11 protein-coding genes and 4 pseudogenes are annotated in these 15,844 nt (G+C 43.0%); 4 read left to right on the top strand and 11 right to left on the bottom strand.

The window, feature by feature from the left end; all coding sequences use genetic code 11:
• The first annotated feature begins 135 nt into the window (after positions 1-135).
• Positions 136-1,602, top strand: a complete 1,467-nt coding sequence (locus tag ASL14_RS03515; protein ID WP_134910470.1) for an RICIN domain-containing protein — start codon at positions 136-138, stop codon at positions 1,600-1,602.
• A 153-nt stretch (positions 1,603-1,755) separates the two neighbouring features.
• Here ASL14_RS03515 and ASL14_RS03520 read toward each other — a convergent pair whose 3' ends face one another.
• From ASL14_RS03520 to ASL14_RS03565, 10 genes and pseudogenes are all read right to left on the bottom strand, one after another.
• The gene (locus ASL14_RS03520; RefSeq protein WP_134910471.1) at positions 1,756-3,072 is read right to left on the bottom strand and encodes an MFS transporter; all 1,317 of its coding nucleotides are present in this window, start codon (positions 3,070-3,072) and stop codon (positions 1,756-1,758) included.
• Positions 3,073-3,197: 125 nt separating this feature from the next.
• On the bottom strand, positions 3,198-3,713 hold the full coding sequence (locus ASL14_RS03525) for an acyl-CoA thioesterase (RefSeq protein ID WP_134910472.1): 516 nt from the start codon (positions 3,711-3,713) through the stop codon (positions 3,198-3,200).
• A 79-nt stretch (positions 3,714-3,792) separates the two neighbouring features.
• Entirely contained in the window at positions 3,793-4,341 is a 549-nt protein-coding gene (locus ASL14_RS03530) for a helix-turn-helix domain-containing protein (RefSeq protein WP_134910473.1), read from the bottom strand.
• Between the two features lie 727 nt (positions 4,342-5,068).
• Positions 5,069-6,810, bottom strand: a pseudogene (gene ptsP / locus ASL14_RS03535) (phosphoenolpyruvate--protein phosphotransferase).
• On the bottom strand, positions 6,795-7,076 hold the full coding sequence (locus tag ASL14_RS03540; protein WP_134910474.1) for a phosphocarrier protein HPr: 282 nt from the start codon (positions 7,074-7,076) through the stop codon (positions 6,795-6,797). The pseudogene ptsP and the gene ASL14_RS03540 overlap by 16 nt, the downstream one beginning before the upstream one ends.
• 38 nt (positions 7,077-7,114) lie before the next feature.
• Positions 7,115-7,741 (bottom strand): DUF6198 family protein, encoded by a 627-nt coding sequence (locus ASL14_RS03545; protein WP_134910475.1) that lies wholly within the window; start codon positions 7,739-7,741, stop codon positions 7,115-7,117.
• 9 nt (positions 7,742-7,750) lie between these two features.
• Positions 7,751-9,150 (bottom strand): annotated as a pseudogene (locus ASL14_RS03550) (glycoside hydrolase family 1 protein).
• 60 nt (positions 9,151-9,210) lie between these two features.
• Entirely contained in the window at positions 9,211-9,558 is a 348-nt protein-coding gene (locus tag ASL14_RS03555; protein WP_134910476.1) for a PTS lactose/cellobiose transporter subunit IIA, read from the bottom strand.
• 20 nt (positions 9,559-9,578) lie between these two features.
• Complete coding sequence (locus ASL14_RS03560; RefSeq protein WP_134910477.1) at positions 9,579-10,808, bottom strand: PTS sugar transporter subunit IIC; 1,230 nt, start codon at positions 10,806-10,808, stop codon at positions 9,579-9,581.
• Positions 10,809-10,822: 14 nt separating this feature from the next.
• A complete protein-coding gene (locus ASL14_RS03565; RefSeq protein ID WP_223264313.1) occupies positions 10,823-11,131 on the bottom strand; it encodes a PTS sugar transporter subunit IIB in 309 nt (102 codons plus the stop codon).
• A 157-nt stretch (positions 11,132-11,288) separates the two neighbouring features.
• Here ASL14_RS03565 and ASL14_RS03570 point away from each other — a divergent pair, with 157 nt between their 5' ends.
• Both ASL14_RS03570 and ASL14_RS27725 read left to right on the top strand, forming a co-directional pair.
• The gene (locus tag ASL14_RS03570) at positions 11,289-13,196 is read left to right on the top strand and encodes a BglG family transcription antiterminator (protein WP_134910479.1); all 1,908 of its coding nucleotides are present in this window, start codon (positions 11,289-11,291) and stop codon (positions 13,194-13,196) included.
• A 163-nt stretch (positions 13,197-13,359) separates the two neighbouring features.
• Positions 13,360-13,614 (top strand): annotated as a pseudogene (locus tag ASL14_RS27725) (transposase); the annotation flags it as partial.
• Positions 13,615-14,094: 480 nt separating this feature from the next.
• On the opposite strand, the pseudogene ASL14_RS29445 reads toward ASL14_RS27725, so the two are convergent.
• Positions 14,095-14,241, bottom strand: a pseudogene (locus tag ASL14_RS29445) (beta-galactosidase); the annotation flags it as partial.
• Between the two features lie 278 nt (positions 14,242-14,519).
• Between ASL14_RS29445 and ASL14_RS03585 the strand changes: the two are divergent.
• Positions 14,520-15,824: a pectate lyase family protein gene (locus tag ASL14_RS03585; RefSeq protein WP_134910481.1), complete on the top strand. Its 1,305-nt coding sequence runs from the start codon at positions 14,520-14,522 to the stop codon at positions 15,822-15,824.
• Positions 15,825-15,844 lie beyond the last annotated feature (20 nt).

Here is a 15,844-nt window from a genome sequence, read left to right on the forward strand (position 1 = left end):
GGATACAATTGGGATATAATCCTCTTGCTGCTCACATTGCATCATCAGACAGGGTGATAGGTATCAGCATAGAGAGCTATTCAGTATAAATCATTTTTGTAAGCGCTTTAAAAAAATACAGAGGGGGACGAAACAATGAAATATGATTTTGCCGTCTTACTGTGTATTATGCTCGCTGTTTTGCTGTCATTGAGCATTTTCCAGATGTTTTCACCGAAGATTGCTTCAGCGGCCCCAGCGAATGTTGTGAATGGCATTCAGTTTAAAGACACTGCTGGAAACGTGGTTCATGCTCATGGGGGCGGTATGATTAAGGTAGACGGTTACTACTACTGGTTTGGTGAAAATCGCAACCCCAACGGCACATTCAAGGCTGTTTCCGCCTACCGTTCCTCTGATTTAAAAAACTGGGAGTTCCGCAAAAACGTGCTGACCAGCAGTTCGGCAGTAGAGCTGAATGTTTCGAATATCGAACGCCCAAAAGTCATTTATAATGAGAAAACACGCAAATACGTATTGTGGATGCACAAGGAAAATGGAGTTAATTACAACGAAGCCCGGGTGGCAGTTGCCTCTTCCGATACTGTGGACGGCGATTACACCTATCAGGGCAGCTTCCGTCCACTGGATTACGATTCAAGGGATATGACTGTGTACAACGACAATGGTACGGCTTACCTGATTTCTGCTACCCGTGTGAATGCCGATTTGAACATTTATCGTCTGACACCGGATTTTCTGCAAGTTGAAGCGCTAGTGACCACACTCTGGCCGGGACAATATCGTGAAGCTCCGGCAATGTTCAAAAAAGGAGACGTCTACTTCCTGATCACATCCGGGGCAACAGGCTGGAATCCCAACCAGGCCAAGTATGCTACGGCATCCAGCATTGAGGGAACGTGGAGCAACACGATTAACTTCGGAGACAGTACGACCTACGGTTCACAATCGGCCTACGTTATTCCGGTAGAAGGTACTCAGACGACCTCGTACCTGTATTTGGGCGACCGTTGGGCCGGAGCGTGGAGCGGTCCTGTGCAGGATTCACAATATGTATGGCTGCCGCTGCGTTTTCCAACCGGGACTTCTTTGGCTATGGACTGGTTTGACAGTATGAACATCGACACCGCCAGCGGGGTGGTTCAAGGCGTAACTACGCCAATCGCCATTGATCCGGACGGATATTATCAGTTGGTAAGCCGCAAGAGCAACAAGCCGCTGAATGTAATTGACGGTGCAACCACGGATGGAGCAGATCTGGAACAGCGTGCGGATTCGGGAGCATCCAGCCAGCAATGGCAGCTCAAAGACGCGGGCGGCGGATATTACAAAATCGTCAACCGCAACAGTGGCAAGCTGATCGGCGTTGAAAACGGAGCGACGACGGACGGCGCGATCATCGAGCAATGGAGCGACGGAGGCTGGTCCAGCCAGCAATGGCAACTGGTATCTGTAACCGGAGGTTATTACAAACTGAAAAACCGGGCAACGGGCAAGCTGATCGACATTTCCGAAGGCACTACCTCCGATGGAGCCAAAGCGATTCAATGGGGGGATAACGGCGGAACGAATCAGCATTTTCGTGTAGTGAAAGTAGATTAGTTCATTCATCATCGAATAGACATCATCATTGTCATTGAAGTAGCAGCTTCCAGTGACTCCGTTATTTCCAAAAAGCCGTCTTCCCAGCAGCTCACTGCTAACGGAAGAACGGCTTCTTTTTGCGGGAAAATGATGGTTGAACCTGTATGTGGGCTATCCCTTGTCCAGATCAGCTTGAAGCGCGTCTGCCTTCCCCTTCGCGATATCCACAGTCCACAGCATCAGTATACCGATAGCGAAAAAGGCAAACAGCGATAAAATACCCCAGCGAGAGGAACCGGTTAGCTGACCGACCAAGCCAAAGATAAACGGGCCGAAAATGGATGAAAACTTGCCCGTAATGTTCACGAAACCAAAAAATTCACCCGTCCGGCTGGCTGGCATCAGATCGCTGAATAAAGACCGGGAAATGGACTGACTGCTCCCCTGTACCAGACCGACCATAGCCGCCAGCACATAAAAATGTAGCGCCTGAGTCATGAAAAATCCAAGAATGACGATCAGCATGTAAATCCCGAGCGAGAACATGAGCATCCGGCGCGATCCCCAGCGTTCGGCCCATTTGCCAAGCAGGAGCGTACAGGGAAAGCCAATAAATTGGGTTATCAACAGCGCCGCAATCAGATCCGTCGTGCCAATCCCAATCCCCGTTCCGTAAATAGCAGCCATTAATATAATCGTATTAATCCCGTCATTGAAAAACCAAAAAGATAGCAGCAATTTAAGCAATTGTGGAAAACGCCGAATTTGGCGCATCGTGCCCTGAATCCGCCGAAATCCGGCCTTCCAGTAGGCAGAGTCGAATAAAAGGCTGCCTGTTTGCCTTTCTTGGTCTTGTCTTTCCCCTTCACCGCTCCTGTGCCGCTGGCGACCTTGAAGCAATAAAGGCAAAGAAAACACCAACCACCATACCGCCACCGAAACAAACGCAAGACGTGTTCCCTCCAGTGTGTTTCCTAATCCGAACCATTGAGGCTTTTGGATCATCAGCATGTTGATCGCCAACAAGATTCCCCCGCCAATGTAACCATAAGCGTAGCCTTTGGCCGATACGGTTTCCCGCTTACCGGAAGGAACCAGATCAGGGAGCATCGCATCATAAAAGGTGTTGCCGCCCGCAAATCCGATGGTCGACAAGACCAGCAGCGCGGAAGCCAGCAGCCAGTCTCCTTCTCCTACCAGGCTAAAGCCCAGTGTGGCGACGATACCAATCCCCGTAAAAATTCGCAGGAAAGACAGCTTGCTGCCTGTCAGATCGGCAACCGCCCCGAGCACAGGAGACAATAATGCTACACATAACATGCCGATTGCATGTGTGTACCCCAGATAGGAGGATGCGGTTGTCGCATCCAGCGTCGAAGCTGCAACAGAGCTGTAAAATATAGGCAACACTGCTGCCAGTATCGTCGTTGCATAGCCTGAATTGGCCCAATCGTAAGTAATCCACGCACGCACTGCTCTTAGATTCACATCGCTCCCGCCTTTTACATTGAACTCATCTCAGGACCATTGTCATTTATTGTATCAGTAATCCATGACACAAGGTCGCGATGTTTGTAAACCTGCGGTGCTCTGGCAACCCATATGACAGGACGTTACAGCTCCCACGGATAATTTGTCGTGAGGAAGCTCGCCAGTTGCTTGCTTTCCTCCCTGCGCTGACGTCGTATCGCTGCACGAGACGGCGCGGTCTGGTGCAGTTGTAATTCCTCTTCTGTCTCTGGGATGACCTGCGGCACGATCACTTTACGGTTGTTCTCGTCCAGCGCCACAAAGGTCAGGAAGGCGGTGGCTGCGATTTTCCGGTCGCCAGTCATCAGTCCTTCGCGAATGACCTTCACGAAGACCTCCATAGAGCTACGGCCTGTCCAGGTAACGAACGCCTCCAGCGTGACAGAATCGCTCGGATGAATGGGCAGCAAAAAATCCACCGAATCCGTAGACGCCGTGACCGTATTCGTGCGGCATAGCTTGGAGGCTGCGATAGACGCAATATCGTCGATATACGACATCAATCGGCCTCCGAAGAGCGTGTTATGATTGTTGATATCGTTGGGAAATACACGGGACGTCTTGAAGCAGTAGGTTTCTCGGATGTACTTGCTTTCCATGGGTTCTCTTTCCTCTCTTTTCCTCGTAGCTATCTTTTTATATAGTGGAAGCCTGTTTTAGACTGTGCTAATCATCCCACTAATCCGCATAATAAATCAATACATAAAAATCCGCATCCTCATCCGACTCATTACGGTACGTATGAAGGTCAGTCACTTGAAATTGCACAGCATCCCCTGCGCTCAGTTTATGCTGTTGTTCCTGCATTTCAAAGTACATTTCCCCGCGGATCATGAGAATCGATTCTTCTCCCAGATGCTTCTCTGCCTGATGTGTAAAGCCCGGCTTCAGACTTACGGTGAACACCTCGAACTTCTTTTCCGAATGATACGGGAAGATAGGGTAAACAAAATAGTTACCATCCTCATCAATCACCGGATGCAGGTCTTCCCTGCTGATTTTAGTGATTTGCGGGGAGTCCTCTTTGAGGAATGTGGAAAAGGACACATGCAAACCGTTGGCGATTTTCCAAAGTGTAGTCACCGTAGGATTGGATTTTCCCTTCTCAATCTGTGCCAGCATTCCTTTGCTGACCCCTGTCAGTTCTGCCACCTTATCCAGGCTAAGTCCTCTAATCTTCCTGATATGAGCTAAATTAGAGCCGATAATATACTGCATTGAATCCACAGATCGTGCCTCCTCGTATCCAAATGTCTATACAGCCCATAAACACCACTTTCTGTACGATCACTATACACTAAAAATAAATAATATCATTTGGGAGAGATCCATTCGAAAAATGAATCTACATATAAGTCTTTACAGATCTTTTGCAATTTAGGATACACGACTCATTATCCTATCCAATATAAAAAAGTGTCAAATTGAAAAATCAATTTGACACTTTTTTTATATGTTGTGAATTTCCAAATAGCCCACACCTTGTTAGTAACTCAACTTTTGCAGCTTGAATGACCGAATAAACCCTTGATATACAAAGGCGAATCAGCTATCCACTGGTGGAGTTGACACTATACGTTTTGTTTGCTTTGTTTGTTTTTTGCGGATGCGAGATCTACAAAGAATGACATCAATTGTTGCAGAGTCGTTTGATAATCCAGATCACGAACTGCATCGGCATACCAAAAGAATAGCCCAGTCTGGACAGGACCGAGCTCCAAATAGCATCTTTTTTGTTTTGGGCAAAACGCGGCAGATCTCACTTAGCGTGAACCAGTTGTCCATTAACACATAATCTGTTCGAAAGCCTGCACGCAAAGCGTGCTTCACTAAGCTGTTTTGGGGTATTAACTTGCCTTAGCATGATAGGAATATGGAAGTACACCTTAATGATGTTTTTTCTTCAACTAAAGCACCGATTCGTATTATAAAGTTAATCAGAAGAGACAGATTGTTACACCTGACTTCCTAGGGAGTTATGGATATAGAATGTCCTTTTTACAAACTCAATAACTTCTTCTGACGTTTTCATTGATAGAACGGCCTCTTTAATGCTTTGTGCATGTTCACTTGCCAGCTCTTTGATTTGTGTACGTGCCGGGAGGATTGAGGTTGCACTCATGGAGAACTCATCAAGCCCCAGACTAAGCAATAAAGGAATGGCCATCGGATCGCCTGCCATTTCTCCGCACATCCCAACCCATTTTCCTTCTTTGTGCGCCGCATCAATGACCATTGAAATGAGCCGTAAAATAGCTGGATTATATGGTTGATACAAGTAAGATACGCGTTCATTCATGCGATCAGCGGCCAGGGTATATTGGATCAAATCATTGGTTCCAATGCTAAAAAAGTCAATCTCTTTGGCAAATTGATCCGCCATTACAGCGGTAGATGGTATTTCTACCATCATGCCAATTTCAATATTATCCGCTGCTTTTACACCGTTGGCCGCAAGCTTTTCTTTTTCTTCCAAAAGAATGGCTTTTGCTTCCCTAAATTCAGATAATGTTGCAATCATAGGGAACATGATTTTCAAGTTTCCATAGCTGCTTGCACGTAATAATGCACGTAATTGCGTACGGAAAATATTTTGTTCTTCCAAGCATAAACGAATCGCTCTAAAGCCTAAAAACGGGTTCATTTCTTTGGGCAGATTTAAGTAAGGCAGCTCTTTATCTCCGCCGATGTCCAGCGTACGGACAACAACCGGCTTCCCTTCCATTTTTTCAAGAACTGTTTTGTAAGCATTAAATTGCTCTTCCTCTGTCGGAAGCCGGTCTCTACCCATGTAAAGGAACTCCGTACGGTAAAGCCCGACCGCTTCCCCTCCATTTTCCAGCACACTTTTAACATCAGCCGGTGTACCGATGTTTGCGGCCAGTTCCACATGCATGCCATCTTTAGTTACCGTCGGCTCATGAACCAATTTGGCCCACTGCACTTTTTGCGTTTCGTATTTTGCTTTTTTCGCTTCATATTGTGCGATGATTTCTGATGATGGGTCTATGATGACTTCGCCCTCCAAACCGTCGACAATCACCATTACGCCGTGTTCAATCCGGGATGTAGCTTGTTTTGTCCCGACAACCGCCGGGATTTCCATGGAGCGAGCCATGATCGCTGAATGAGAAGTGCGGCCGCCGATATTTGTTGTAAAACCTTTCACATATTGGCGATTTAATTGCGCCGTATCTGAAGGTGTTAAGTCCTCTGCGATGATGACAACTTCTTCGGAAATCAAGCTAGGATCGGGAATTTGCACGCCTAATAAATGGGCGATTATCCGATTCGTTACATCGCGGATGCCTTCGCACGTTCCCGCATATATTCGTTTTCCATAGATTCCAGCATGGAAACAAATATGTCGGCTGATTCTTTTAAGGCAAATTCCGCATTCACGCCTTCCGTGCCTATCCGCTCGAACACCGGATTTAACAACTCCGGGTCGTTTAACACCAATAACTGGGCTACGAGAATTTCCGCTTTATCGGCGCCAAGCTCTCGGTTTACATATTCCGTAATTTTTTTCAGTTCATCTTTGGCGCAGCCGATAGCCTGCTCCAATCGCTGTTTTTCGGCGTCCCGGTCGATAATACTTTTTTTAATAATTTGAAGCTCCGGCTCCTCCAAGCGGTAGGCTTTGGCGACCGCAATACCAGCTGAAGCGCCGATTCCTTTTAGATAACTTCGCATGGTCCGCCAAGCCCTTCGTTCTTTAATGCTTCTTCAATCCCTTGGATCGCCTTATTCGCATCGGAACCTACCGCAGCAATTTGAATTTGCGCTCCATGTGGAACACCTAAAGACATGACGCCCACAATCGACTTTAAGTTAATGGATCGACCGTTATATTCGATGTTCACCTCCGCATTGTATTGACTTGCGGCTTGAACCAAGATGGAAGCCGGACGAGTGTGTATGCCTAATTCGTCAATGACTGTAAATGTTTTTTTCACCATAGTTTCTATCTCCTCTTTCTATATAAATTGCTCTTTCTTTAATACAATTTATACAGTCTCCCAAATTTAAATAGCATCTTTTCGAGCAGCAGGGTTCCTGGACCCGTTAAAATAAAGGCGATCACCGTTCCCATCCCCACTATTCCGCCGAGCAAGAATCCGATGATTAAAAAGATCGCGTCTACACCAATTCTGCCGAGATCATACCTAATTCTGAATTTTGATTCCGTATATCGCAAAATCGCATCTAAGGCGTACATGCCATTGCCAAAATTCATCAACAACACATAAGTCATAGAGAAACAAAAGTTAGCCAGGATGACGATGACGATTTTGTTGAAGAACGATAAATCCGCCAGCTCCATATTGGCAATAAACGGATGAATCCAGTTAATCAAGGGTCCTACCAAAAAGGAATACATGACGGAAGAAAAACCGATCGATTTTCTATTTAGCAATAGACCCGCGGCGAGAAAAACAATACTTACGCAAAAGCTTGCAAGACCGACACTAACTCTGAGACTTATATGCAATCCATCTAACAAAACCGTTAAGGTATCGGACCCTATATTGCACTCGATAAATAAATTAACAGCTAGAGCGCTTAACGCCGTGGCAACGACCACAATCACCAACCGTCCGCCAAATTTCAGATAAATAGGCATTCCGAAACCTCATTCCAAGTTTTCTCCATTAGAAGCGATCACTTTTTGCATCCAGTAAAAACTGTCTTTACGAAATCGCTTTTTACTTCCTTTTCCAAAATCATCTTGATCCACATAAATAAATCCATAGCGTTTGCTCATTTCCGAGGAAGAACAACTAATAATATCAATTGGACCCCAAGCATAATAGCCTCTTAAATCCACCCCATCTTTAATGGCCTCTCTCATTTGCTCAATATGGGCCCGAAAATAGTCAATACGGTAGGAATCATGGATGGAATTGTCTTCTTCCAATGTGTCATGATAGCCGATCCCGTTCTCCGTAATAAAATAGGGCACTGATACCGGTCATAAAACAGGTTAAGCAAGGTGCGAAGACCAATAGGATCAATGGTCCATCCCCATGGATTTGCCGGAAGTTCGGAATTGCGGTAAGCTGCTGTTTTATTTTTCATGCTTTCTTCATCAAAAATGCGAGTATAATAGTAGGAAAATGACATAAAGTCAGCTGTGTTCTTTAACGCTTCTTCGTCACCTTCACCGAATTCCACGGTAATATTATTGTCAACGAAATAACGGAAAGCATAGCCAGGATAATAGCCGCGCAGTAAAACATCGGAGAAGAAGTATTCCATCTGATTTCTTCTCACAGTAGCAAATACATCTTCCGGTCTGCAAGTAGCCGGATAAGCGGGTCCTCCGCAGAGCATCATGCCCATTTGTAAATCTTTATTTAGATTTTTGGCATACTTCGTGACTAAACCACAAGCCACCATTTCATTATGCACACCTTGATATTTTGCGGAGGCTAAGTCATCCACTACATCTTCCGCAATCCCTAAATGATTAAAGGATTCATAAGCAATTAAATTAATTTGATTAATAATAATCCAATATTTAACTTTTTTGTGATAACGATTAATAACCACTTTACTGAAGCGAACAAAAAAATCAATAACTTCTCTGGAATACCACCCTTTATAATCAGTTGTTAAATGAAGCGGCATTTCATAATGCGATAAGGTTATCATCGGTTCCATGCCATTCGCTATAATTTCGTCGATCAGGTTATCATAAAATTTCAAGCCTTCTTCATTAGGTTGTTCTTCGTCACCATTTGGAAAAATTCTTGCCCAATTAATCGAGGTGCGAAAGGTTTTAAGCCCTAGTTCACCCAATAATTTCAAGTCCTCTTTATAGGTGTGATAGAAATCGATTCCCCAACGTTTAGGGAAAATTCTATCTTCGCTTTTAATCGCTTCTTTAATATAGTCGGTAGTTAGCTCTGTATTCGATTTTTTTTCTAAAGGAATGCCATCAATATATTCATTAATATCCGCTACATTTAAACCTTTTCCGTCAACATTATAAGCACCTTCTATTTGATTGGCGGCGACGGCTCCCCCCATAAAAAATCGGAGGGGAACCCTTTTGGAATGTTCTTCATTATGATTTCTTCCTTCCTAACTTTATTTATGAGCTAGCTCCAGGTTCGTTAGTCTTTGATTAAAGCTCTCAAAAATATCGATTAACCGCTTGGCAATATTTATTTCACTATAGACCGTCATGAGCGTGTCTTGCGCATGGGCAAATAAAACGGAGTACTCTCCATTTGCTCCTTCCGTTTCTTTTTGGATGCAATTCGTTTGCACGCGATGAGCGATGACAATTTCCGCGTTGGCTAATTTCATCTTCTCCTTAGCTCCGTCAAAGTCGCTTTTTTCAATATCCTTTAATGCATCCGTACAATGCTTTCTTGCTTCCCCTGCGTGCAAAATGATTTGCATCGCATCTTGAGCTACTTGTTCCGAGGTCATAATAAAGTCTCCTTAACAGATTAATTGGTTTGCTGTAATTCTTTTTCAAGTTCTTGTTTTTCGTAGGTTTTGAAAAATGGATACCAAATCAGTGTGGATACCGCGACACAAATTAACATCAAAATAATGCCTGTAATGGTTCCCGTTGTAATCCACGTGGAAATTGGAAAAGGTGCGTACCACATATCGAAAACAACTTTCGGGATGGGGCCAAAGTGAATGACTTTGGTTCCGACCCAAACGATCAACGGTAAAATTAAACCGATGAGCCACATCGGCAGCATCAAAATGGGATTCCATACGACAGAACCAAATACTAAAGGCTCGTTGATATTAAAGATAGAAGGGACTAAACTTGCGCGTCCCAGCGCTTTTAACTTGTTGCTTTTAGAAAACACGTGCATAATGGCAAGCGGCAACGTACAACCCACGCCTCCAACCCACAGGTATGCCGAATAAATCGTTTCAGCCGTTACGATATTATGCGCCCCCATGGTAGCGTTTGCGGTAATGGCCGCCAGAAAAATAGGTTTGGTTACAGGAGTTAACACCCAACCGGAAATCCCCATGGAATATAAGAAACAACCGATAAACAAGATTAACATGAATCCCCAAGGCGTCTCTACCACGCTGGCCAACGGCATAAAAATATTTAAAATGATGTTATATATATCAATATGAACGAGATCGACCAACACCCAAGCCAGAGTTAAAGTTACCCCAATGGGAAGCATGGAATCAAACCAGGATCTGACAAAGTCCGGTATGATGGAATCTTCTTTGAAAAAAGAGAATTTTCCGAACAGACTCATGATATAACCGGTAAAAAGAGCGGCGATGATGGCGACAAACATGCCCCCGGTGCCTAAAGATTTATGAGTGAAGCCAATCGTCCCGTCTTTTATGACTTGGGGAGTAATAATGATTAAAAAAGTAATCATACTCGTGCAGCCGGCAATAAAGCGCTGTTTTCTTAACTTCTTCTTTTCCATCAAATTAAATGGAATCAGGAAAGAAACCAGCAGCGAAAGCATGCCCATCGTCCATCCAAAGGGAACCCAAAAATCAGGGTAGTTTTTGATTTGATATACATCTCCAGGTATAGTCAGAAGACAAAATACCGATCCTAAAAGAATAAAAGGCAATAATTGCATGACGGAATCCTTGAGTGTTACTACCCATACATTGTTATTGATTTTATTCATCTTCGGAGAGAAGTCATTTTTAAGCCATTCCATTAATTTATTCATTTTTCTTATCCCCTTTAACTGTTCAACTCACTCAGCAAATGATCTAAAGCGGCTTCTCCATCTAAAGTGGAATAATAAGAAGACTTCATTAAGAGCACTTTGACATCGGTATCTTTGGTAAGTTCTTTGATTTCATCAATGACATAAGCCAAGTGGGGACCGACTAACAAAGCATCGATATCTTGGATGTAATTTTCAATTTCCGCTTCCCCTCTGGCTTTAATATCCATATTCAGGTTTCTCTTTTTAGCGGCCTTTCTAATATTGGCAGCCATAAAACCGGAACTTGCTCCGGACCCGCAAACTAACAACACGTTTAACATTTCTTTTGTATTTCCCATGGTAATCCTCCTTGCTTTTATTTATAATGATTTGACAGCGCTATCTTTGTTACAACCAAACTATAATACAAACCCTAAAACGGGCTCAAATAAAAAACTGCACCCCTATGGTGCAACATTTTAAAGTGAGGAATCATAAATGAAAACGCAGTATGTTGATTTGATTCAATATTTAATCCCATATAACAATGAATGGATTTCATCGCAAAGTTTGGCGGACAAATATGACGTGTCCAAACGGACCATCAAATCTTATATAAGTGAGATTAATGCAATTCACCACGGGTTAATCCTATCTTCGAATAAAGGTTATAAGGTCAATACCGATCAAGTAAATAGGTTTCTAACCAGTGAACAAAAAGCAATCCCGCAAACCCAATCCGAAAGAATGGCGTATATTCTGAAAAAACTTGTGCAAATCAATGAGCCCATTTATATTCACGATTTAAGCGACGCTCTGTTTATCAGCGAGTCAACGCTTAGGCTTGATTTAAAGCTGATCAAAGAAAAGCTTGCCAAAAATAATTTAGAATTACTTTTGGTTAAGGATCATATAGGCTTACTAGGAAAAGAAAAAGATAAGCGCAAGCTAATGAGCAGTATTTTGTACGAAGAGGCCAACGGAAGTTTTATAGACATTGATAAAATCAAAGGATTTTATAAAGAGTTAAATATCGATTACATTCGGGAAGTCGTCGTTGAAACTTTTTCTGCCCATCACTTTTTTACGAATGATTATTATTTAACCAATGTGATCATCCACATCACCATTGCATTGGACAGAATGAAACATGATTTTCAGTTTTTAAATAAGCCTGTGAATTATAACGTCGACAACACCGCATATTTAATCGCCAAAGAAATCGCCTTTAAATTAGAATCCTATTTTCATATAAAATATTCAGAAGAAGAAATAACGGATTCGGCGATCTTAATTTCGTGTAATGGTACTAATGTTAACTTTACGCAAATTGAAGTAAGTGATCTGGAAAACATTGCCGGTAAAGATTGTATTGATTTGGTAAGTGAAATCGCCATTGACTTAGAAAAGTATTACTATATCAGTATTGCCGATTCTGATTTTATTACGCGTTTTACACTGCATGTAAAAAACCTTTTAATGAGACTGAATAATCATCATTCAACGAAAAATCCATTAACAAACACGATAAAAAGAGAATGCCCGCTCATTTATGATTGTGCTGTTCATGCTTCACATGTGATTAAAGAAAAAACCGGTTATATCATTAGCGATGATGAAATTGCTTATTTAGCTTTTCACCTAGGGTATGCTATTGAATTGCAAAGGCAAACTAACGTAAAAATCTCGTGCACAGTGCTGTTTCCTCTTTACTATAATATGAATGTTCAAATAATTAATAAATTGCAACAGTATTTTGGGGATGATATTTCTATTCATTCCATTGTAACGGATGAAAGTGATTTGAATTATGTAACAAGCGATTTTATTATTTCCGCTTCCCAATTGCATAAAATTCCAGAAGTGCCCTATGTAGTCATTACCCCATTCTTTGTAGAAAATGATCGAGAAAAAGTATCGAACAAAATATTTGAATTAAAAGAACAAAAAAAGAAAAATCAATTTAAGATCCATTTAAAATCTTTTTTAGACGAAAGACATTTTTACAACTCCACAAAATGGTCTGATAAAGAAGACGTTTTACGTTTTATATGCCAAATTATGAATCAGGATGGTTATACGGACGATGATTTTTTTGGCAAAATTATGGAACGGGAAACTATGTCATCCACTGCGTTCGGACAAGTTGCTCTTCCTCATGCGATAAAAATGGAATCTCACAAAACAGGTATGTTCATTTATTTGAATCCGAATGGGATTAGGTGGGATACTTCTACCGTGAAAATTGTATTATTACTCACCGTATGCGGAGAGGATCGAAAAATATTCCGCGATGTATTTGATGCATTTGCCACCATATTAACGGATGATAAAAATGTTAATCTGTTATCTTCTATTCATAGCTTCGATGATTTTATAAATAAATTAATCACTTGCTGGGAATAAATCTCTAAATAAAGCGGGTTGCTACGAAGTCCGATGTTTACAGAGTTTATCGTCTAAATTAACCGTACAATTCCATGTATAAGACCTCGAGCCATTTTGTAAACAAACCATGCAATTTAGTTCGGTATCACTTGTTGGGTGTACATATCAGTAGATGCTGGGAGTTCAGGATCTTCTGTTGGCGTACTCTACCGGAAAAATGATTCTAGACAACAGCCGGATTCACCATGCTGCCGGGTTACAGCCTTTCCTGAAGGAACATCCGCGCCTGCGCTTGGTCTTTCTGCCGCCATATAGTCCCAACTTGAACCCGGTCGAGGGACTATGATTGTGGCCTAAATCCGACGTGGTCAATAACGTGTTTTTTGAGAAGTTCTACAAGATCAAGCTTCATGTCAGCCAGTTTATGAAACGATAGATCGCCTACTGGTCAGGTTATAATCTTAATTGCGGTTTATATAAAAGTAAAAAATGCCTGAACCATCAAGGTCGCAGGCACTGACATCTAATTCAAGTTTTGTCACTAAAAAGGCCTATAAACGCCACTTTCTGTGTCATGAAAATGACACTTTCTGTATTATCATTTGTCACTTCTTATATAGACTGTATTGTAAAATGTCATTTATCAATTTTGCGGCTTAACAGAAACTTACGTTTCTAAAATTGAGGTCAAATGCTTCTGAACTAGTTGGCAACCACCTACCCTAAAAAATAAAAATTTTACTTGTGGGAGATCTCTTCAAAAATAATCTACAAAAATTCTTAACAGACCTTTTGCTATCTAGATTACACAAACTCATTATCTTATCCAGTTCCCCGGTTATCACTAGGGCTTATGGATCAAATATCAGTATCTTTGCCACCTTCAGCACACATTGCCATTGGCATTTCGTTGCAAGCCGCGCGCCACGGCTTGCAACGAGGACAGTTTGTGCATGCCCGGCTGCCAATCGGTCAGGCTCGGCGTGCTTTCCATCAACAGGAACGGCGGCTCCTTGATAGAACGAAACAGGTCGTGATAGAACGCGACGAATGCTCCCAGTTTATGTAGCGCCTGCGGTTGATTCTAAGGGACAAACTCAATTACGGCTACCCAATCGTCCGTTACTACGGAGTAATCCCAAGCGCTTGGGATAGTAAATACCCTACCAGCAGCATTAAGTTGATAGGGTATTTTTTAGTTTTATAGAAAACACAAAATCGACAATAGTGGCTGGTTCATAATCTTTTTTGTGCTAAAATAGTTGGAACTACTCTCAAAAAAAGTTATATTAGGATATATATATTATCTTTAGTATAAGAAAAAAAGGAGGAATATCCTAGATGGATGTACGAAGCTGTTTGCAACAAGGATGGAAGGTAGGCTTATGTATGTTGTTGTTGTGGGTATGTATGATGGGGGCTGTAACAGCGGGTGAAGCCGGAGCACAACCGGTGTTCCCGGGAGCTGTGGGATACGGGACTGACACTCCAGCAGGCCGGGGCGGAAAGGTAATCAAAGTGACCAACCTGAACAATGACGGCCCAGGCTCATTTCGTGCGGCATTAGAAACCAAGGGACCGCGGATTATTGTATTTGAAGTCGGCGGTGTCATAAATCTAGAAAAGGAGCGTCTTGAGCTGAGAGAACCCTACGTGACTATCGCAGGTCAGACGGCCCCCTCCCCTGGCATTACATTCATCCAGGGAGGTTTGCAGATCAGAACGCATGATGTGTTGATGCAGCATGTCCGGTTTCGGATGGGCAACGGTGACAGCACTCAAGGTGCAGGCTTTGAGCCAGATGTATCCACTTACGGAGCCTCCGCTTATAACATTGTCATTGACCATTGCTCCTTTTCATGGGGAGTGGATGAGAACATGTCCTTCTCAGGTCCTCGTACCAGCGGAACCAAGGCGACTACCCACCGTGTAACACTCAGCAATAGTATTATCGCCGAGGGCCTGTATAATTCCGTTCATGAGAAGGGCCCCCATTCCATGGGCACGCTCGTTCATGACTACGTCCAGGACGTGGCAGTCATCGGAAACCTTTATGCCCATAACATGGAACGTAATCCGTGGTTCAAAGCATTCTCAACGGGCGTAATTGTTAATAATGTCATTTATAATCCGGGAAAATGGGCTATTCGACTCGGATTCGTGGAGAATGAATGGGCGAATACGGGGATCAAACCGGAAGGCCCTAGAGTCAGTATCGTCGGGAATTACATGCAGCATGGAGTAGATACGATTAAAGGGTTAGGAATTGTCGGAACGAACAGTAAAAGCGGCTGGGCTTACCTCAAAGATAATCTTGCTTATGACCGAAATGGCAAGTCAGTCCCGCTGACTTTTGGCGGAATTCAGGAGCTTGACAATCCACCTGTTTGGGTTGAAGGACTTGAAGCACTAGCTGCCTCGGCAGTAGTAAAGGAGGTCACTGAGCATGCAGGAGCAAGGCCGGAGGACCGGGATGCAACAGATCAACGAATTATCTCCGATTTTCTAGCTGGTAGAGGAAAGATAATTGATAGTCAGGAAGATGTAGGGGGATACCCAGATGTTCCAGCGACCTACCGTGCTTTAAATGTACCTGACCACAGCATTGACGAATGGTTGTATCAATTTTCAGTTGAGTTGGAGTAGTCCCTAATGCTCTTCAACAA

The sequence above is a fragment of the Paenibacillus sp. IHB B 3084 genome (assembly GCF_001447315.1).
In the GTDB taxonomy this organism is placed as follows: Bacteria; Bacillota; Bacilli; order Paenibacillales; family Paenibacillaceae; genus Paenibacillus.

Bases quoted from the DNA above. Each gene is read 5' to 3' on its own strand.
- ASL14_RS03515 (WP_134910470.1), top strand. From the start codon at position 136: ATGAAATATGATTTTGCCGTCTTACTGTGTATTATGCTCGCTGTTTTG.
- ASL14_RS03525 (WP_134910472.1), bottom strand. From the start codon at position 3,713: ATGGAAAGCAAGTACATCCGAGAAACCTACTGCTTCAAGACGTCCCGT.
- ASL14_RS03540 (WP_134910474.1), bottom strand. From the start codon at position 7,076: ATGGTGAAAAAAACATTTACAGTCATTGACGAATTAGGCATACACACT.
- ASL14_RS03545 (WP_134910475.1), bottom strand. From the start codon at position 7,741: ATGCCTATTTATCTGAAATTTGGCGGACGGTTGGTGATTGTGGTCGTT.
- ASL14_RS03555 (WP_134910476.1), bottom strand. From the start codon at position 9,558: ATGACCTCGGAACAAGTAGCTCAAGATGCGATGCAAATCATTTTGCAC.
- ASL14_RS03560 (WP_134910477.1), bottom strand. From the start codon at position 10,808: ATGAATAAATTAATGGAATGGCTTAAAAATGACTTCTCTCCGAAGATG.
- ASL14_RS03565 (WP_223264313.1), bottom strand. From the start codon at position 11,131: ATGTTAAACGTGTTGTTAGTTTGCGGGTCCGGAGCAAGTTCCGGTTTT.
- ASL14_RS03570 (WP_134910479.1), top strand. From the start codon at position 11,289: ATGAAAACGCAGTATGTTGATTTGATTCAATATTTAATCCCATATAAC.
- ASL14_RS03585 (WP_134910481.1), top strand. From the start codon at position 14,520: ATGGATGTACGAAGCTGTTTGCAACAAGGATGGAAGGTAGGCTTATGT.